This is a genomic window from Maribacter corallii (assembly GCF_047345415.1).
Classification (GTDB): domain Bacteria; phylum Bacteroidota; class Bacteroidia; order Flavobacteriales; family Flavobacteriaceae; genus Maribacter_C.
In genome coordinates, this window is the sequence record NZ_JBLFEP010000002.1 from 231,376 (window position 1) to 250,483 (window position 19,108).

Below are 19,108 nucleotides of genomic sequence, written 5' to 3' on the forward strand. Positions count from 1 at the left end.
TCATACTTTTTTAATTTCACTTTCGTGAAGTAGTTCCTCATTTCTAAGACGGAGAAAAACTTGTGCAGTAGTCACCACATCAAGCTCGCAATATGTGATAATACGGTCGATATCTTGATCTTCATAATATACTTGACGCACCCTGCTGCCGTCAATATCCTGCTTTGGTGAAGGAATCCCTAAGATATGGGCCAAGAGTTTTAAAGAGGTAAAATGCTTGTAGTCGCCGAATTTCCAAAGATCCATGGTGTCGAGATGCGGCACTTCCCACGGTTTTTTGCCAAAAAGGTTGAGTTTGTAGGGCAATTCAATACCATGTATGATCATGCGCCGTGCGATATACGGAAAGTCGAACTCTTTGGCATTATGACCACACAAAAGGTGTTTTGCCAAATTGAAATGGCTATTGACCAAATTCTTGAAATCTTTCAGGAGTTTGGCCTCGGGCCCATAAAAGGAGGTGGTCCGGAAGGTTCTGATTTCTCCTTGGAAATGGAAGTAGCCTACCGAAATACAGATGATTTTACCGAATTCCGCCCAAATACCGGCCCGTTCGTAAAATTCTTCCGCCGTATAATCCTCCTTACGTTGGTATTTTGACTTATGCTCCCATAACTCCTTCTTTTCATCGTCAAGCGCATCAAAGCTGCTGTTTTCCGGAACGGTCTCTATGTCCAAAAACAAAATATGGTCCAAACGAATTCTTTCTAGCATAAAAACGATTTAGCGAATAAATATAAGAAAATAGTGGCCTTGGCTTCCGAAAACGAGGATATTTCCTACAATACTGATCCTGAAAGCAGGTAGTTCATCGAAATTGTTGAAGAATAACCAATATCAGAGTGAAGCCTCACGTTCATGGTATATCCCACAAATCTTAAAATTACTATGCAAAAACTAAAGCTACGGAAAAGACCTACTTTTGTCTCGTATTTGATCTTGACATTCTTTTTAATCTCCGTTATTACCTCTTGTAGTACGGATGATGGCATCCCTGATGAGGAAAGTGTTGAGAACACCTCCAAGGATGTACCTTGTGCCAATGCCGCCGATCTTGTTTTTAATGAAAAAGACGGACTCTTGGTGGTCGAATTCGAGAATGCCGAGTTTCCCGACAATTGGAAGTTAAAGAATGGAGGAAACGGTTTTTCTGGAAAAGGTTTTATGGTATGGCAGGGCGAACAATACTTTAGCCAACCGGGAAATGGTGCTGCCACCTTTAAAATCAGGATAAAGAATAGCGGACAGTACCGATTTCTTTGGAATTCGGCCGTAAAATCCGGCAACAACGGTACAGAACACAATGATACTTGGTTGCGATTTGCCAACGCTAAGAATTTTTACGCCCAGAAAGGGGACAGTCGAGTCTTTCCGAAAGGTTCTGGGAAAACACCGAATCCTGAGGGAGCCTCGAAAGACGGGTGGTTTAAAATCTACCGTGGAGGTAATGATTTGGGCTTCAAATGGCAGGCCTTGACATACGATAACAATGGCCATGAAGTTTTTGTGGTTTTCGATAAACCTGGCATTTACGAAATGGAGGTTTCGGCCCGTTCATCGGGGCACGCTATTGACAAATTCGTGCTGTTCAATTCATCACATACTCTTGAATCGGCCACCTCGTCCGATAAATTGAGTGCCACAAGCTGTAATTGATACGATATATTGGAGCTTGATATTTTTTGAACTCCATTGTCATCCTTTCTAACTTATAGTAGGAGCAACAACCTAAAACCGACCGATACGTCGGTTTTTACCTTGAGCATTTGAATGGAAAGTGTTCTCGCAGCTCTTGCAATCAATAGGTTTTATCGACGAAATACAAGACTTGCAACAATAGTCGTTGCGGACTAAATAAGAAAAGACCATTCGGTCGGTAATTTAACTCGATAAAAAACCTAAAACAGGAAATGGTACGTGTGCGAACCGAGGTCTGTAATAGGCGCTGGGATGCTGTTTTCTATTTAACACCCTAATTCTCCCATTTCATATCGGGAATGCGTATTTTTAATAAAAAAAGTGCGATGAAAAACTATCCTAAGGGCATCTTTGCCCTTGTCGTTTTTGCTCTTTTTTCGTGTGCTAAAGACGATGGTGTTGATATAGAGGTCTCTAATGAGCCCAATATCAATATTACTTTGGTGGGCGAGGATCTGGAAAGGGTATATCAATACGAGTATGATTCTTCCAGTGGTTTGGAAGTGCAATCTGACCTTACGCAAGAATTGGGGTTGGGGAGTTCGTACCTTACCCTTCGTCAAAAGGGGGATGTATTGTCATTCTATATTTTCTCTTCCGGTAATTTTTCCCTTATCCAAAAAAATGTGGAAACAGGTCAAAGTTCGATCAATTCAAATTTTTACACGGAAAACAACGAACGCAATATCCTCTGGGGAACCAATGATGACGAAAACATTTATCTAGGGATTTTTGAACCGCAGGGAACTTCAAATTTTGGGGTACTCACTATTGACAATGCAAATGGTATGCAGCGCCAACTCATGATCGAGGAGGACATTCAAATCTCATACCAGCCTATTTACCATCAGGGAAAGCTCTTGCTTACCTATCGCGATGGTCTGGATAATTACAAAGTAGCGGTGGTGGAAACAGCAACGAACAATGTCATCAAACGCTTGGATTTTGGCGAGTTAGTTCCGAATATTTTCATCGATGGTATGGACGATGTAGTTATCTTGAAAAGTGAAAGCGGCGAAAACTATAGCTACACCATTTATGATACGAACACGTTTGAACAGATTGAGGAAGTTGAATTTCCATTAACGCGTTACTTTGACCCCGGTATTTTAACGGCACGCTTTATTGGAAAGGAGCTTTTCTATTACAGTTTATATGTGCAACCCGCGGAAGTCCGATTCGGCCCCGCATCTTTTAATTTCACAACAAATAGTGAAACACTGGTTGACATGGAGCGTATTGTGCGCCAAGTGGAGGCCGAAAGTGGGAAGAGCATTCAACTGTTGTCGCAAGGAATAGATGAACAGACCGGGTCTTATCTTGTAGGTTACGTTGAGGTAAATGACAATGACCAGCTTGAAGGGGGCGCGCTTATTATTTCCTCTAAAGGCGAATTAATCAAAAATATCGAATTGCCTTTCGTGCCGACGTATTTTTTGATCAAAGACTAAAGGAGAAAGTCGTGTAAACGATGCTTAAAATAGGGACTGTTGCTGCACAGGTGATTCATGATCCAGCAGCCATTTTTTTCGATGTAATCCTCCCGCGTAGCCGGTCAAAGAACCATCGCTGCCAATTACCCGATGACAAGGTACTACGATCCACAAGGGGTTTTTGCCATTAGCGGCGGCCACGGCCCGAATGGCTTTTACATCGCCTAAGGTCTTCGATAGTTCTAGGTACGAGGTCGTTTTTCCGAAGGGAATATCGAGCAAGGCTTGCCAAACCCGTTTTTGAAAATCAGTGCCTTGCGGATTCAAATCAAGGGTGAAGTCCTTCCGCTTGCCATGAAAATACTCTTTTAGTTGGTAGGCACCATCTTCTAAGACTTCCGGAATAATTTCCGTGGGTTCTTCCTCCGTATTCATAACGGTTATGGCCCGTAGGCCGTTTTCATCGCCTTCAAGCTTGGTGATACCCAACGGAGTTGGTATGTAGGCCCTTTCCATTAGTCGCTTGATTGTTCCTTGTCAATAATGCCAATGCGCTGCGCCCTGTTCTTCCAAGTCTTACGGGCCAATTCCTGTAGGTCTGCGACATTATCGCTTTCGTCCATGATTTCAAGACCGAGTAAGGTTTCGATAATATCTTCCATAGTTACCAAGCCGCTCACTGAGCCGTATTCATCAACCACAAGCGCGATATGCTCTCTTTTACTGATCAGGGTATCAAAGAGTCTTGGAATAGGAGTATTGCGCTCCGTTACCAGAATATCGCGTTTGATTTCCGATAGAGGAGCATCCCCATTTTTGTTGATGATTTCTTCCAGAATGTTATCCTTGAGCACGAAACCGGTGATATGGTCTACTTTCTCTCCGTGAATCGGAATACGGGAAAAACGCATCTTAGGGTTTTCGCTGAAATAATCTTGTATGGTTTCTTCTTCGGAAGCGATTTTCATTACGGCCCGCGGCGTCATCACATCTTTGACCAAGACCTCATCGAAGCGAAGGAGGTTTTTGATTATGGTAGATTCCGACTGTTCAAAAACACCCTCTTCTTCGGCAATATCGGCCATAGCGCTAAAATCATCCCGACTGAGTACACTGCCATGGTGGCCCTTTCCACCAACCAATTTGGTGAAGAGTTGTAGAATCCATAGTAATCCGGTCCATTTCAACACAAGTACCATTCCCTTCAAGGTTTTGGCAGTAAAATTGGCCAGTTGTCTCCAAAAGGTCGCACCAATGGTTTTAGGAATGATCTCGGAAGCCACTAAAATCAAGATGGTCATGAGGGTCGATACGACCCCGACCATCAAATCTTCGGTGAACGTCAGTCCGAAAATGGAGCGTGGCGTGCTACCATAAAGCTCTGCATAGGCTACTTTTGCCTGGACCCCGACCAAGATTGCCCCTACAGTGTGGGCAATGGTGTTGAGCGTTAGAATCGCGATTAGGGGTTTATCAACGTCTTTCTTGAGTTCCTCCAGTGTTTCGGCATAGACTTTTCCTTCTTTTTTCTTGATATTGACAAAGGTAGGAGTGACACTTAGTAGCACTGCTTCTAAAATGGAGCATAAAAAGGAAAAGAAAATGGATATTACAGCATAAAAAATTAGAAGGCCCATGCAATCTGTTTAATGATACGAATGTACTAAGAAAAATACTAATCCGAATGGGTCGCTGCAGCTTCATAGAACACGGAATGCAACGCTGTTCTTATATTCAGGCTGTAGAGTTTCCGATGAGATCGGTAAGGGTACACGCGGTTGGATAGAAAAATAAATACCAATTGGTCTTTTGGGTCTGCCCAAACGAAAGTCCCGGTAAAACCCGAATGTCCAAAGCTTTCGGCGCTCGCTTTCGGTGCCGGATAAGCCGCTTCGAGTTTTAGCGTATCATTGCCCAAGAGTGGTTTGTCAAAACCCAGTCCCCTTCGATTTTCGTTTTCCGGAAACTGTACCTTGATGAACTCTTTTACGGTTTCTTCTTTAAGATACCTTCTGCCCCCATATATACCGTAGTTCATGTACATCTGCATAAGGCGGGCCAGATCTTTGGCCGTGGCGAATAGGCCAGCATTACCGGAAATTCCGCCCATCAGGGCCGCATTTTCATCGTGCACCCAGTCTTTGGTAAGCGAAAACCGGAACAGGGTATCTATTTCCGTAGGGACTATGGCATTCGAAAAGTTTTTGGTTTTGGGATTAAAGCCCATGGTCGTGTTTCCCAAAGGGTCATAGAATTGGGTTCTTAGGTATGTCGCGTAATTGGTTCCGGTTAAATTTTTTACAAGTTGGGGATATAGTAAAAAGGTGAGTCCTGAATACCGGTATTTTTTTTCATCGTCTACTGCGGAACGTGAAATTTCACGATAGACTTTTCGCTTGAATCTGTCTTTGATGAACAGTTCTTCGTAGGCTTGGTTATTGTACTTTGAATTTGCCTTGGGGCGCACCCATCTTTTTTTGAGCCTTCCGTTCTTTTTGGTAATCTCATTTAGAAAAACGATATATGGGGTAAGTCCGGCCTGATGTGACAGGATCTCACGAACGGTAAGTTGTTTTTTGTCGGCTACTTTTTTCCAAGGGTCCCAATAGGAGCTAAAGGGTTCGTCCAAGCATAACTTACCTTCACCGTGAAGTTTCATCAAGGCAGGAAGGGCAGCCGTGATTTTTGTCACGGAGGCGAGGTCATAGATGTCATTCAAGGCTACCCGCTGAATACTATCATAGGTGTGGTGGCCATACGCTTTGTGAAAGATGATCTTCCCCTTTTTCGCTACTAACAATTGGGCTCCGGGAAACGCTTCTTCCCGAATACCTAGGCTCATAATGGAGTCGACCTGGGTATAAATAAATGCAGAATCTAGGTCGACCTCTACGGGACGTCCATAGGTCAATTCTTCTGAAAAGGCAGTTAAATTTACTTCTGAAACACCTTGTGCATAGGCATTCGTAGCTAATAAACCGATTAGTATAATAAAAGTAGTTTTCATTTTCACACTTGTGAAGACCTGTCTTCTTTTTGCGATGGACTACCCCATCAATCGTACCGCATCTTTGGCAAAATAGCTCGCAATGATAGTTGCTCCCGCTCTTTTAAAGGCGATAAGCTGCTCCATCATTACAGCATCATGGTCGAGCCATCCTTTTTCGGCAGCGGCTTTCACCATGGCGTATTCTCCGCTGACCTGATACACCGCGACGGGTACATCGACCTCGTTTCGTATTTCACGAAGAATATCTAAATAAGCGGAACCCGGTTTCACCATCACGATGTCGGCACCTTCATCAATATCGGCTTGGGTTTCGGTTATGGCCTCAAATCGGTTGGCCGAATCCATTTGGTAGGTCTTCTTGTCTTTAGGTACGTTTTTCATATCGACCGGAGCGGAATCCAGCGCATCGCGAAACGGCCCATAGAAGGCACTGGCATACTTGGCGCTATAGCTCATGATCCCCGTATTGATATGGCCTTCATCTTCCAAAGCTTCCCGAATGGTGAGAATACGTCCGTCCATCATATCACTTGGTGCCACAAAATCCGCTCCGGCAGCGGCATGGCTGACACTCATTTCCGCCAAAACTTCAGAAGTTTCGTCATTTAAGATCATCCCATCTTGCACAATACCATCGTGCCCCAGTGAAGAATAAGGGTCCAAGGCAACATCGGTCATGACCAGCATTTCAGGACAGGCGTTTTTTACCGCTTTTATGGCCAGCTGCATGAGCCCGTCAGGATTGAGGGCTTCGGTGCCCTTATTGTCTTTTAGGTCATCGGGTACTTTCACGAACAGCAGTACGGCACATAGGCCCAGGTTCCATAATTCCTTGACTTCTTTTTCAAGTTGGTCGATACTCAACCGATAGTAATTGGGCATTGAAGCGATTTCTTCCTTTACGTTCTTTCCTTCGACCACAAAAAGGGGTACCAGAAAATCACTTGGTGTCAGAATAGTTTCACGTACTAAGTGACGAATGGCTTCGTTAGTTCTAAGTCTACGGTTTCTTCTTAAGGGATACATTGAATTGGCCTATTTTTGGAAACCCAAAGTTACTTATTATCTCTTTAAACCCATCAAAACCGCAGAACTCTTGACGGAACTCCGCAAAAAGCTAAAATTCAAATTCTCCTGGCGGAGCTATCAAGAAAAATTTCTCAGTCGGTTTGAAGATCATTTAGCGGACAAGCACCTGCATGTTGTTGCCCCACCAGGATCAGGGAAGACCATTTTAGGCTTGGAAATGCTTATACGGGTGAATGCCCCAACACTGGTGTTGTCACCGACATTGACCATACGCAATCAATGGCAACATAGGTTAGAGACTTTTTTTCGCTGTGATAACGGGTTTGATGAATATACCACTGATATCAAGAATCCAGCTGTCATTACCTTTTCGACCTATCAATCGTTACATGCCCTCGACAAGTCATTAGCTGAAAATCAAGAGTGCCTTGTAGATTATGTCACGAAACATGGTATCGAAACCTTGGTGCTTGACGAAGCGCATCATCTCAAAAATGTGTGGTGGAAAAGTCTTTTCGCATTGAAGGAGATCGCACATATGACAATCATCTCTCTGACCGCAACTCCACCATATGACAGCACATCCCAGGAACTCAAAAAGTATTTTGAACTATGTGGGCCTATTGACGATGAAATTGCAGTGCCGGACCTCATTGCGAATGGTGATCTGTGCCCTCATCAAGATTTTGTGTACTTCTCCCGACCCGATGCCGCCCAAATTAAATATATCGTTTCGTATCGAGAACAGATTATCGCGTGTAACAATGCACTGGTCGCCAATGCGCATTTTCAAAAGTTGCTCACTGAACTTCCGATTTATGCCAAGGCTGCGGAACATTTGGAGCTGATTTACGAAAACCCCGAGTTTTTCTCGTCCATACTCATATTCCTGAACGCCAGTGGACAGCCTATTGATAAAAAAAAGCTGAGGTTTCTAGGGTTCGACGACGGAAAAATAGAGTTCCCAAATTTGACCTATGAATGGTTGGAAATTTTGTTACAGCACCTATTGGTCGAACAAAGGGAAGCACTCTCGGCACACGAGCCGTTACTGTCCGATTTGGAAAAACAACTGGCACGTATTGGCGTATTCGATAAACGAAGAGTCGATTTCATTGGCGATGAACAGTTGTATCGAACGCTCTCAAACAGTCCTTCAAAACTTAAAAGTATTTCGTCAATACTTCTGCATGAGAAAGAGAACCTAAATCAAGAGCTGAAGGCCGTGGTGCTGACCGATTTTATTCGCAAAGAGTATATCGATTTTAAAGGAAACGATACGGATAAGCTTCAAAAACTTGGGGTGGTATCCATTTTCCAGTACTTAAGAGCGACTGTCGCTTTTAAGAGGGATATTGCGGTTTTAACGGGTTCCTTGGTGATACTGCATGCCAGTGCGTTAGATGATTTTCAGCAATTGGTCAAAAGCACGCAGGTGAGCACGGTGCCTCTACGAGGTGATGATGAATTCGTACTCATCAATTCTTCCGGAGGAGTCAAGAGCACTATAGTCGCTAGTATCACCCGATTGTTTCAAGATGGAATTATCAAGATTCTTGTGGGAACCAAATCGCTGCTTGGCGAAGGTTGGGATGCGCCGGCCATGAATACCCTCATTTTGGCGTCGTATGTAGGCTCTTTTGTGTCGTCAAATCAAATGCGAGGGAGGGCCATTCGAATTGATGCGAAAACTTCCGACAAAACTGGAAATATATGGCATTTGGCCTGTCTCGACCCAACGGCTGAAGATGGGGGCAAAGACTTGGAAAAACTCCAGCGAAGATTCGAAGCCTTTTCAGGAGTATCACTTTCGGGTACGACCTATATTGAAAATGGGTTGGAGCGACTTCAAATTCCTAAAAACTTTACTTCGGAGCAGAATTTGCAAACGTTGAACGACCCTATGCTACGGATAGCGGCCCAAAGGAATGAACTAAAAGACCGATGGTTCGATGCCATTTCAAAAGGAAGTGTGCTTATTCGCGAGGTCAAGCTCCCGTATTTTGATAAGGTACCTTTTCAAGAGGCAAAAAGGTTACGGTGGGGAAGCGCTTCAAAATATCTATTTTTTGAGGTCGTTGTCGGTGCGGCCCTGTTCTTTCCGGAATTTTTGGCCAAGCATCTGGCTACCTTATTTACACAAGGCGTTTTTCAATTCCTATATGTTTTTCTAGCGGGTATTTTCGTGAGCCTAGCCCCGAAGACCTACAAGGCGCTTAAACTGTATCTATTGTTTGGAAATACGTATAAAAAAACCAAGAAAATAGGGTCCGCCTTGTTACAGGTAATGTATCGCACGGGTAAAGTGAACACACCCATCGATACGATTTCGGTACAAACGGAACAGCAATTGAACGGAACCTTTGTCTGTTATCTGAAGGGGGCATCCAATGCTGAAAGTAGCCTGTTCGTGAATTTACTGGCGGAAATATTGGCCCCTGTGGAGAACCCTAGATACCTTTTGGTATATAGACACTGGATCAAGCGACATTGGGGCTTGCGAAATTATTATGTGGTACCGATGCAATTTGGGAAACGCAAAGAGGACGCCCATCTTTTTCATAAGTGTTGGAAGAGCCATGTAGACTCGTCAAAGCTTTTGTATACCAGATCGATCGCGGGCCGAAAGGAGCTGCTCAAAGCAAGGCTCTCCCATATCATATATCAATTCAAGCAAGTTTCCCAAAAGGCGATTACCTGGAAATAGGTGCGGAATCGTGGGCCGACCATATGACTTTTTAATTACGCGAAGCTTCATGACAGGTGATGATATCCTGTAATTTTCTGCCGAGCCCTTTTTCTGCCCAAAGGCCTACATCTTTTTTCAATTCCATAGCATTTTGATCGAGGTCGATATACCTCCTAACCGAAGTAATCAAGGGGTCCTCAGCACCTGATATCTTGAGGATCGATTTCCCGCCGGGTAGCGTATATCCACCTTCATAGTCATAGCAAAACACCAAAACCCGGTCTCCCGTCCGTAGATCGAGCCCATCAAAACAATCCGTGGTAATGAATTGTTGATTGGCATAGGTGTCTTCACCCAGATCTTTGATGGTATAGACCCGCTCAATTTCAATGGTTCCTTTTTGGGAGGTATATAAAGGCCCGGCATCGTCAGTAGCAGGCTGGAGATTGATGAGTGTTCCTGAAAACACCAGGGAGAGTTCATCTCCACACTGCCCAATGAATGGTCCTGATTCTGGCCACCAATAGGTATAGCCAACGTTCAACGTATCTTGAACGAATTCGATGTCGATATCGCTTTTTGATTTTTTACCTGTACAGCCTATCAAAAAAGATAAAATCAAAAGAAAGAAAGCCGGTCTATTTTTCAGATTCATCATACAAAGTTAATCGAAACCCAATTTACGATTTACCGCAGCGGCCTTTTCAATCCACTTTTTGGGTGCTTTAAAACGGTACCCCAAATATACTTCCACAAAATTAATATCGTCTTGCACGATGGAATTGCCGGTGGTATCGTATTCTGTAAACTGAGCGCTCAGATTTATTCCGGTAAAGAAATGCTCCGAATTGTAGCCCAAGGCGGTTCTGAGTGTGGTATGGAACAATACCGCAGTACTTGACTTGTCGAAAGATTTGGTATGGTTTAACCCAATGCCTGCGGTCAGGCCTGCGGAAAGGAGAAAATGCTTCTTGATGACCCAGTTGTAATAATAACCGGGTCCAATGGAGATATTGTAGGCTTTGCTACCTGTAATATCACCCAAACCTGTGTTTTCAATATCGAACTTGGTGTAGTATAAGGAGAAACTAGGAATAAAACTACCTGCACTTTTTTTCTGCCATTCGTTTTGAAAACCGATTGCTCGAAACGAAAAATTTCGATTGAAAATGTAGCTGGTCGTACCTCCGATTTTCAGGGTTCTCGCGTCCGGGAATGAAGTGGAAATCACCCCTTGAAAGTCGTCGAGGAAAAATCCTTTTTGCTGATAGAAATCCAATGTTTGCATCCATTGCCCTAAAAACATCCTAAAATTCAGGGTCAGTAATTTGGATCCTTTATTATCCGTATTCTCCGAAAAGAAATTAGGAGCATAGCCTAAATCCAATTCTACCGATCGAAAGAGGAAGGAAGCGCCCAAATAGGTTTTATCGTTCGGAAATAGGCCGACTTCTTCAGCTGTCTCATTATTTAAAAAATAAAAGGAGTTCGATGTATTCTGTACTCCAAATCGGATGGTGAACTTTTCGGGAAATTCTCGCACGTATGTGGAATCGCGTTGCGAAAATCCGAAGCTGCCAATAGTTAGGAAAATCAAAGTGACAAGCTCCCGTAAATTTGAAAGGCATTCCTTTAAGCTTCCAGGTGATGTTTTCTGAACCGGAATCAAACCTATTTTCAAATCCACTCCCTAGGGTTTTTAAGAACTTCCAATAGTTTGGCTTCCTCACTATCTTTTGCAGGCTGGTGGTCATAGCGCCATTGAACATGAGGTGGAAGGCTCATCAAAATACTTTCGATACGCCCATTGGTTTTTAAACCAAACAAGGTGCCTTTGTCATGTACGAGATTGAACTCGACATAACGGCCCCTCCTAATTTCTTGCCAATCGCGCTGAAGCCTAGTAAAAACTAGGTCTTTTCGATTCATAACGATTGGTATATAACCTTCAAGAAAACTATCTCCTACCTCTGTAACGAAGTTGTACCAATCGTGCATTTGCATTTTTTCCGAGGCTTTGCAGTAATCGAAAAAAAGCCCCCCGACACCTCTGGCCTCATTGCGATGAGTATTCCAAAAGTACGAATCACAGCGCTCTTTATATCGCGCATAGAAATCCGGGTCATGGGCATCGCAGGCGCGTTTGCAAACCGAATGGAAATGGATCACATCTTCTTCAAAAAGGTAGTAAGGGGTCAGATCTTGTCCGCCACCAAACCATTGGTCTACGATGTTTCCCTCTTTATCGTACATTTCAAAATAGCGCCAATTGGCATGTACCGTGGGTACCATGGGATTCTTGGGATGTAAGACTAGGCTTAAGCCACAAGCGAAGAAATCGGCATCCGCCACCCCAAAATAGGCTTGCATGCTTTGAGGAAGTGCCCCATGAACGGCTGAAATGTTGACCCCGCCTTTTTCAAAAACGTTTCCATTTTCAATAACACGTGTTCGCCCTCCTCCTCCTTCTGGGCGTTTCCAAATATCCTCTTGAAATCTGGCCTTCCCATCTATGGCCTCTAGTTTTGCAGTGATGCTATCTTGAAGCTGTTGTATGTAGTCATAGAATTTGTCTTTCATGGGTTTGAAGGTTTTACGAATGGCCTACCAAAGCTTGGGCGCAATGAAACGGCCTCGATAATTGCTAAGATACAATAGTACGCACATCCAAACGCAATCGCTACGTGCGGCATTTCAATGAGCAGTCCCGAGGCCGATGTATCGCCAGGGTAGCCGATCAGTTCTATCTTTTCTGGTGTTATCCCCCATTCCGGAACATATTCGGCACCAAAGGCAAACGGAAAAATCAACACAAAATAGGTCAACGCGGCTAGTACGGATTTCAGAATATTCTGTGCTTTGATTTCCTTGGGGACATCTGCAAAGGCAAACCGCATTCGATTGAACACTACGACCAGATAGATGATCAGGACAAGATTATCTTGGGCGGCCAAATTAAAGGCCAACGCAAAGAGGCCATAAAAGGGAATAAGTACGAATAGCGAAATTTTCTTGGGCATTGCCGACATGAACACCCCGGAATGTACCATGATGAATTCAAAACCCATCAAGAGTGACATCGTTGCGATTTTTGGTGCGTCATTCAAACCGGGATCTCGCCAGATAAGATAAAATTGGAAGGCGATCAATACGGTCATCAGCACGCCCGCATACTCAAACTGTCGATTGTATTTTTCGATGATGCCTTGGGTCATCGGTCAGGCATGAAGTTCATAGAGTTCCATATCCAAAGGAGATTCTCCTGGAGGGGTATGTTCGGCGATCAGTACTTTTTGCCAGGTATACCCGCTTTTTTCGGCTACTCGAATACTAGCGGCATTCGATTGATGTACGATGATTTGAAGCGTTTTCAATTGGAGTTCCTCCAATGCCCATTGAGAGATAGCTTTTACGGTCTTGGTCATATATCCTTTCCCCGCTACCTGATAGCCGACGGCATAGGCAAGCTCAGCTTGTTTCTTTTCCCAATCGAGCTCTTTGACGTAGATGAGACCGATCAAGGTGTGATTCTTCTTCTCTTTAAGTACAAACAAAAATTCATTCTTTTCCTGAAACTGCTTGACCTTGCGCTCCACAAAATACTTTGATAGATCGGGAGTCAGATTCTGCTCCAGAGTCTGGGGAAAGTAGCGTTTTAAACGTTCATCGTTGATGGTACAAAAATCACAAAGACGCCATGCGTATTTTTCATGGATGGCTTCTAGGTAGTAGTCTTCGAATTCTTGCATCATTATTTTTATACCGGGCTTTTGTACGTTTTGACCGCGTCGATAAAGGCTTTGGCGTTTTCCACTGGAATGTTCGGCAGAATACCATGCCCTAGATTGACCACATACCGATCTTTTCCGAACTCATTGATCATCTGAGTGACCATTTTCTTGATTTCGGCAGGGGGTGATAACAAACGTGCCGGGTCGAAATTGCCCTGTAAGGTGATATTTCCTCCTGTCAGATAGCGCGCGTTTCTCGCGGAGCACGTCCAATCCACTCCCAGGGCGGAAGCACCTGATTTGGCCATGTCGCCCAGAGCGAACCAACAGCCTTTTCCAAAGACGATGACCGGAATCTCATCTTTGAGCGCATCTATAATCTGTTGAATGTATTGAAACGAGAATTCTTGATAGTCGGTAGGTGAGAGCATGCCACCCCAAGAATCGAAAACCTGTACGGCATTGACACCTGCTCGTACCTTGGCTTTCAAATAGGCAATTGTGGTATCGGTGATTTTTTGAAGTAGGTCATGGGCAACCGTAGGTTGGGTGAAGCAAAGTTCTTTCGCCTTATCGAAGGTCTTACTGCCTTGCCCTTGTACACAATAGCACAATAATGTCCATGGAGAACCTGCAAAACCTATCAGGGGCACTTCATCATTCAATTTTTCCTTGGTTTCCTTTATTGCTTCCATGACATAGCCTAACGCATCGTTGACATCGGGAACAATAACCGAATCCAGGTCCTTTTGAGAACGGATGGGATGTGGCAAATATGGACCGAAATTTGGCTTCATTTCGACCTCGATATTCATCGCTTGTGGAATCACTAAAATGTCGGAAAATAAAATGGCCGCGTCCATTCCGTAGCGACGGATGGGCTGGACCGTAATTTCGGAAGCCAATTCAGGGGTTTGACATCGGGTAAAGAAATCGTATTTTTTTTTGATTTCCATGAATTCGGGAAGATATCGCCCAGCTTGGCGCATCATCCAGACTGGAGGCCGCTCTACGGTTTCGCCTTTGAGGGCTCTTAGGAATAGATCGTTTTTTATCATAGTTAGAGAATTGCTATTAGCCTTTGGCTTCTAGCTGTTTTTAATCTTTCTTATTAAACTATTTAGCATTTTTGATTCTTTTTCTAGTAAATCAAAAGTGATTTCAAGTTCATTGGAATCGATAAAACCTAATTCTTGGGTTAATATCAATTGCGTTTGAACCTCGAAAAGCGAACCCATGGCTATTTCTAAATAACGCTTGAACTCAATCTCACTGTTTCTACTACAACCTTCGGCAATGTTCGAAGGGATGGATACAGCAGCACGGTTAATTTGACTTTTTAATCCAAACTTTTCTTCTGAAGGCAATTTTTCTGACAAGCTGTACACTTGTTTTACGACCTCAATACCGTTCTTCCATATGTCGAGTTTTCGAAAGTCCCTCATATTTTATTTATTCTAGCCAACAGCCAACAGCCAACAGCCAACAGCCAACAGCCAACAGCCAACAGCCAACAGCCAACAGCCAACAGCCAACAGCCAACAGCCAACAGCCAACAGCCAACAGCCAACAGCCAACAACTACTTATAATTCTCGTTGACCAAGGCAATAACGCTCTCCGTATCCGGCATTCGCGCTACCCTCACGTCTGAAAAATAGGTTCGCGCATGAGTCGCGGTGGTCTCCCCGATACAGTAAGCGATTTTGTCCGGTTTGTTTTTCAATAGATAGCTATCAATAGTCGATGGACTAAAAAACAGTACGCCTTCCACTGATGGGTCTAGCGACACCGAATCATGCTTGGTCTTATAGGCTTCTATTTCGTTGATAACGATATTATGTTCCTTCAATATATCCGGTAATACGTCTAAACGGATGTTGCTACAGAAATAGGTCACTTCGGTACCCTCCATAAATTCCACGAGATAGTGAGCGAGCTTTTTGGCGCTGTTCTCCGAATGGGTCACCTTGCCGATGTGCCGTTCGATGGAACGCTTGGTCTTTCGTCCGACGCAATAGATATTCTTGAATTGCAATTTATTAGCAGGCATGGTAGTTAAAAGTGCCTCCACCGCATTCTTACTTGTGATGACGACGTTTTGAAGGGGCTTTTTCAAAATAGGCGCTGGAATTCTGGATGAATTTATCTTGACAAAATCATCGGAATCGACCTGTATGCCGTCCGCAAACAACTGTTGTTGTTCCGGGGTTATTTTCTTTGTTGAGAAAATGGTGGTTTTTTGCGCAACCTTTTGTAATTCGCTCATCAACCGTTTTCCCCCTCTAGCCAGAATGCTATTGGCACAGTCTTTTGCCAAAGACTGGTGTTGACCTAATCTGACGGTGAATTCCGCTTCTAGTTTTTGTGTTCCGTCCACCGTCAACAAGACACCCTTCAAGGTGATATCTTCACTTGTTTCGGTAGTTTTTATCGTGGCCAGGGCGCCTATGGGAGCGGTGCAACCACCTTCTAATATTCGAAGAAATTCACGTTCGATGTCCGTACAGATTTCCGTGGGTTCGTGATTGAGTTGGGCACAGGCTTCTTGAACATAGTCATCCGAAGCGAGAGCTGCGATCATAATGGCACCTTGGGCGGGAGCCGGTAGCATCCAGGTCAAGCCTATGGTGTTTTCAGGTTCCAGTCCGATTCTGTCCAATCCTGCGGCGGCGAAAATAGCACCGTTCCAATTGTTGTCTTCAAGCTTTTGAAGACGACTGTTCACATTGCCCCTTAAGTCCGTTATCGTATGGGTCGGATAGCGGTTCAACCACTGTGCCTGTCTACGCAAACTGCCGGTTGCAATGGTCGCTTGGCGTTGCCCCAAAAATTCTTGATTGTTCTTATATACCAAGAGATCTAAAAAGTTGGCCCGTTCGAGTACGGCTGCTTGAACGATACCCTTAGGCAAGGCCGTGGGTACATCTTTCATAGAGTGCACCGCAATATCGATATCCCCTTTGAGCATGGCCACATCTAAGGTCTTGGTAAAGATTCCGGTGATACCCAACTCATAAAGGGGTTTGTCCAAAACTAGGTCACCGGTTGATTTTACCGGAACCAATTGCGTTTGATATCCCAAGCTTTCCAGCTGGTCTTTGACGGTAGTTGCCTGCCATAGCGCCAATTCGCTATCGCGTGTACCGATACGGATTACTTTGGTCATTGAGTATCTAGTTCTAGTTGGAAGACTTTGCGTATCAAGGCCAAGCTGGTATCGGCATCGATACTGTCATCTTTGAGGTGATTGGCGAACTGCTTGGTGATTTTTTGAATAATCCTTTCACTGATAACATCGGCTTGCTTCTCGTTGAAATCGGAGATTTTCTTGGATTGATAATCCAACTCCTCGTCTTTCATGGTGTTCAACTTCTTTTTCAATGCTTTGATCACAGGTGCAAACTTTCGGGTCTCAAGCCATTGGATGAAGTCGTGTTTGACTTCTTCGATGATGGTCTCCGCATTCGGAATGAATTTTTTTCTGCGCTCAAGGGTGTCATCGGTCATTTTAGAGAGGTGGTCGAGATGTATGACGGTAACGTTCTCAAGATCTAGAACGTCATCGGAGACATTCTTGGGAATGGATAAATCTAAGATCAATAAAGGTTTTTTGGTATAAATGAGTTCCTTTGATATGGTAGGTGCTTGGGCACCAGTAGCTACGATCAAGATATCGCTATTGCGTATTTCGGTTTGAAGATCTCCATAATCCTTTACGAGAAGGTTGAATTTCCCAGCGACTTTTTCGGCCTTGTTCTTCGTGCGATTGATTAGGGTGATATGATTGTTCTTGGTGTGTTTGATGAGATTTTCACAAGTATTTCGACCGATTTTTCCAGTTCCGAACAGTAAAATGTTCTTGTCGGAAACATCGGCCACGGTGTTCATGATGTATTGCACCGAAGCGAAGGCTACCGAGGTAGCCCCTGAGGAGATCTCGGTTTCGTTCTTGATCCGTTTGCTGGCCTGAATCACAGAATTGGTCAACCGTTCTAAAAAAGGGTTGGCGATACCGATTCTTTTGGATCGATTGAAACCGGTGCGTAATTGGCTGATGATTTCGAAATCACCCAGAATCTGACTGTCGAGTCCTGTGCCTACTCGAAAGAGATGGCTGATGGCATCGTTATTTTTAAAAACGTAAGCCACTTCCTGAAATTCCTCCACCGAACCTACAGTATTGTCGCAGAGTAATTTTATGAGTTGAAAAGGGTGCTGTGCAAAACCGTGTAGTTCTGTGCGATTGCAAGTAGAGGTGACAATCAACCCATCGATTCCCAAGGCCAACGCCTGAGTCAATAACTTATCGGTAGCCTCGCCATCTAAACTGAATTTCCCCCTGACGTGGGCATCAGCTTTTTGATAACTTAGACCGATAGTATAAAAAGAGTTATGTTTGGAAATATGATAATCTTTCATATATACTTGACAATCGCCAGCAAATGTAATAGCATTGTTATTCAAAAAATAACGCTAGCGGAACAATAAATGTCGTTTCGCGTATTTTTAGATATAAATGAATATAAATCGGATGAAATCCAATACTTTTATAGTAAATACAGCGCTTATCACCCACTCTATTTAGACTCTTTCTAAATAAAAATGAACAAAACCGCTCATTTCATGGAATCAAAAAATATCGCTCAAGGTTCATTTTCTGAAATTCTTATCGAGGATGGTTTCTTCGTGTTGAAGATTCAAAACGATACTACGCAGGTGCAGAAGGTTACACGTGCTATCGATAGTTCATATATTCAATTTCATTTTTGCCTTAAAGGAAGTTCAAAATTCATTTTCAACGACGGACACTATGCTTTGGATGTCTCCGAGGAGAATTCGCTCTTGCTGTACAATACACAAATGGATTTACCCCTTAACCTGGAATTGCCCCCAAATTCCTGGTTGGTATCCGTGGTGATGACCATTCGGAAGTTTCATTCGCTCTTTTCACGTGAGGCCGACTACATTCCTTTTTTGAGCAAGGAGAACAGCGACAAAAAGTATTACTCCCAAGAAGGTTTTAGTCCGGCCATAGCCGTTATTTTAAGCCAAATGATTAACTATAACTTGCATCCTTCCATTAAAACACTGTATATCAAGGGTAAGGTCTATGAACTGATTTCGCTCTATTTCAATAAAAGTGATGATGCTGATATTGAGCAATGTCCATTTTTGGTAGATGAAGACAACGTGAGGCGCATTCGGCAGGCGAAGGAAATCATGATATCAAGAATGGCAGAGCCGCCGACCTTGGCCGAACTTTCAGAGGAAATAGGGTTGAGTTTGAAGAAATTAAAGGAAGGATTCAAGCAAATTTATGGAGACTCCGTGTTCAGTTTTCTTTTCGATTACAAAATGGAATACGCCCGTAAAATGTTGGAAACCCAAAAATACAATGTCAATGAGGTGGGCCTGCGCGTAGGGTATAGTACGGCGAGCCATTTTATCTCGGCCTTTAAAAAGAAATATGGTACTACACCTAAGAAGTATCTTATGGGATTAGCGACCAGTTAATAG

The 19,108-nt window shown here is 43.7% G+C and carries 18 protein-coding genes; 4 read left to right on the forward strand and 14 right to left on the reverse strand.

Annotation, left to right across the window (positions count from 1 at the left end; genetic code table 11):
• On the reverse strand, positions 1-714 hold the full coding sequence (locus ACKWCA_RS06325; protein WP_413977322.1) for a 3'-5' exonuclease: 714 nt from the start codon (positions 712-714) through the stop codon (positions 1-3).
• Between the two features lie 174 nt (positions 715-888).
• Between ACKWCA_RS06325 and ACKWCA_RS06330 the strand changes: the two genes are divergently transcribed.
• Entirely contained in the window at positions 889-1,656 is a 768-nt protein-coding gene (locus ACKWCA_RS06330; protein WP_413977323.1) for a hypothetical protein, read from the forward strand.
• A 368-nt stretch (positions 1,657-2,024) separates the two neighbouring features.
• On the forward strand, positions 2,025-3,149 hold the full coding sequence (locus ACKWCA_RS06335; protein ID WP_413977324.1) for a hypothetical protein: 1,125 nt from the start codon (positions 2,025-2,027) through the stop codon (positions 3,147-3,149).
• 24 nt (positions 3,150-3,173) lie between these two features.
• On the opposite strand, the gene ACKWCA_RS06340 is transcribed toward ACKWCA_RS06335, so the two are convergent.
• From ACKWCA_RS06340 to hemB, 4 genes are read right to left on the reverse strand one after another with little or no spacing between them, the layout of a single operon-like run.
• Positions 3,174-3,647: a methylated-DNA--[protein]-cysteine S-methyltransferase gene (locus tag ACKWCA_RS06340; protein WP_413977325.1), complete on the reverse strand. Its 474-nt coding sequence runs from the start codon at positions 3,645-3,647 to the stop codon at positions 3,174-3,176.
• Positions 3,647-4,768, reverse strand: a complete 1,122-nt coding sequence (locus ACKWCA_RS06345; RefSeq protein ID WP_413977326.1) for a CNNM domain-containing protein — start codon at positions 4,766-4,768, stop codon at positions 3,647-3,649. The genes ACKWCA_RS06340 and ACKWCA_RS06345 overlap by 1 nt, the downstream gene beginning before the upstream one ends.
• A gap of 38 nt (positions 4,769-4,806) precedes the next feature.
• Positions 4,807-6,138 carry a serine hydrolase domain-containing protein gene (locus tag ACKWCA_RS06350; RefSeq protein WP_413977327.1) on the reverse strand — a complete coding sequence of 444 codons (1,332 nt, stop codon included), beginning with the start codon at positions 6,136-6,138 and terminating at the stop codon, positions 4,807-4,809.
• A 39-nt stretch (positions 6,139-6,177) separates the two neighbouring features.
• Positions 6,178-7,167, reverse strand: a complete 990-nt coding sequence (gene hemB, locus ACKWCA_RS06355) for a porphobilinogen synthase (protein ID WP_413977328.1) — start codon at positions 7,165-7,167, stop codon at positions 6,178-6,180.
• On the opposite strand from hemB, the gene ACKWCA_RS06360 reads away from it, so the two are divergent.
• Positions 7,121-9,877, forward strand: a complete 2,757-nt coding sequence (locus tag ACKWCA_RS06360) for a DEAD/DEAH box helicase family protein (RefSeq protein ID WP_413977329.1) — start codon at positions 7,121-7,123, stop codon at positions 9,875-9,877. The two genes, hemB and ACKWCA_RS06360, sit on opposite strands and share 47 nt — an antisense overlap.
• 31 nt (positions 9,878-9,908) lie before the next feature.
• On the opposite strand, the gene ACKWCA_RS06365 is transcribed toward ACKWCA_RS06360, so the two are convergent.
• From ACKWCA_RS06365 to hemA, 9 genes are all read right to left on the reverse strand, one after another.
• Complete coding sequence (locus tag ACKWCA_RS06365; protein WP_413977330.1) at positions 9,909-10,517, reverse strand: hypothetical protein; 609 nt, start codon at positions 10,515-10,517, stop codon at positions 9,909-9,911.
• Positions 10,518-10,523: 6 nt separating this feature from the next.
• Positions 10,524-11,546: a DUF4421 domain-containing protein gene (locus tag ACKWCA_RS06370; RefSeq protein ID WP_413977331.1), complete on the reverse strand. Its 1,023-nt coding sequence runs from the start codon at positions 11,544-11,546 to the stop codon at positions 10,524-10,526.
• Complete coding sequence (gene hemF / locus ACKWCA_RS06375; protein ID WP_413977332.1) at positions 11,537-12,439, reverse strand: oxygen-dependent coproporphyrinogen oxidase; 903 nt, start codon at positions 12,437-12,439, stop codon at positions 11,537-11,539. Before hemF ends, ACKWCA_RS06370 begins: the two co-directional genes overlap by 10 nt.
• Positions 12,436-13,074 (reverse strand): hypothetical protein, encoded by a 639-nt coding sequence (locus tag ACKWCA_RS06380; protein ID WP_413977333.1) that lies wholly within the window; start codon positions 13,072-13,074, stop codon positions 12,436-12,438. Before ACKWCA_RS06380 ends, hemF begins: the two co-directional genes overlap by 4 nt.
• A gap of 3 nt (positions 13,075-13,077) precedes the next feature.
• Complete coding sequence (locus tag ACKWCA_RS06385) at positions 13,078-13,611, reverse strand: GNAT family N-acetyltransferase (RefSeq protein WP_413977334.1); 534 nt, start codon at positions 13,609-13,611, stop codon at positions 13,078-13,080.
• Between the two features lie 5 nt (positions 13,612-13,616).
• Positions 13,617-14,648 (reverse strand): uroporphyrinogen decarboxylase, encoded by a 1,032-nt coding sequence (gene hemE / locus ACKWCA_RS06390; RefSeq protein WP_413977335.1) that lies wholly within the window; start codon positions 14,646-14,648, stop codon positions 13,617-13,619.
• A gap of 30 nt (positions 14,649-14,678) precedes the next feature.
• Complete coding sequence (locus ACKWCA_RS06395; RefSeq protein WP_413977336.1) at positions 14,679-15,035, reverse strand: four helix bundle protein; 357 nt, start codon at positions 15,033-15,035, stop codon at positions 14,679-14,681.
• 135 nt (positions 15,036-15,170) lie between these two features.
• The gene (gene hemC / locus ACKWCA_RS06400) at positions 15,171-16,757 is read right to left on the reverse strand and encodes a hydroxymethylbilane synthase (protein WP_413977337.1); all 1,587 of its coding nucleotides are present in this window, start codon (positions 16,755-16,757) and stop codon (positions 15,171-15,173) included.
• Positions 16,754-18,010 (reverse strand): glutamyl-tRNA reductase, encoded by a 1,257-nt coding sequence (hemA, locus tag ACKWCA_RS06405; protein ID WP_413977338.1) that lies wholly within the window; start codon positions 18,008-18,010, stop codon positions 16,754-16,756. Before hemA ends, hemC begins: the two co-directional genes overlap by 4 nt.
• Positions 18,011-18,214: 204 nt before the next feature.
• Between hemA and ACKWCA_RS06410 the strand changes: the two genes are divergently transcribed.
• Positions 18,215-19,105 (forward strand): helix-turn-helix transcriptional regulator, encoded by an 891-nt coding sequence (locus tag ACKWCA_RS06410; RefSeq protein WP_413977339.1) that lies wholly within the window; start codon positions 18,215-18,217, stop codon positions 19,103-19,105.
• Positions 19,106-19,108 lie beyond the last annotated feature (3 nt).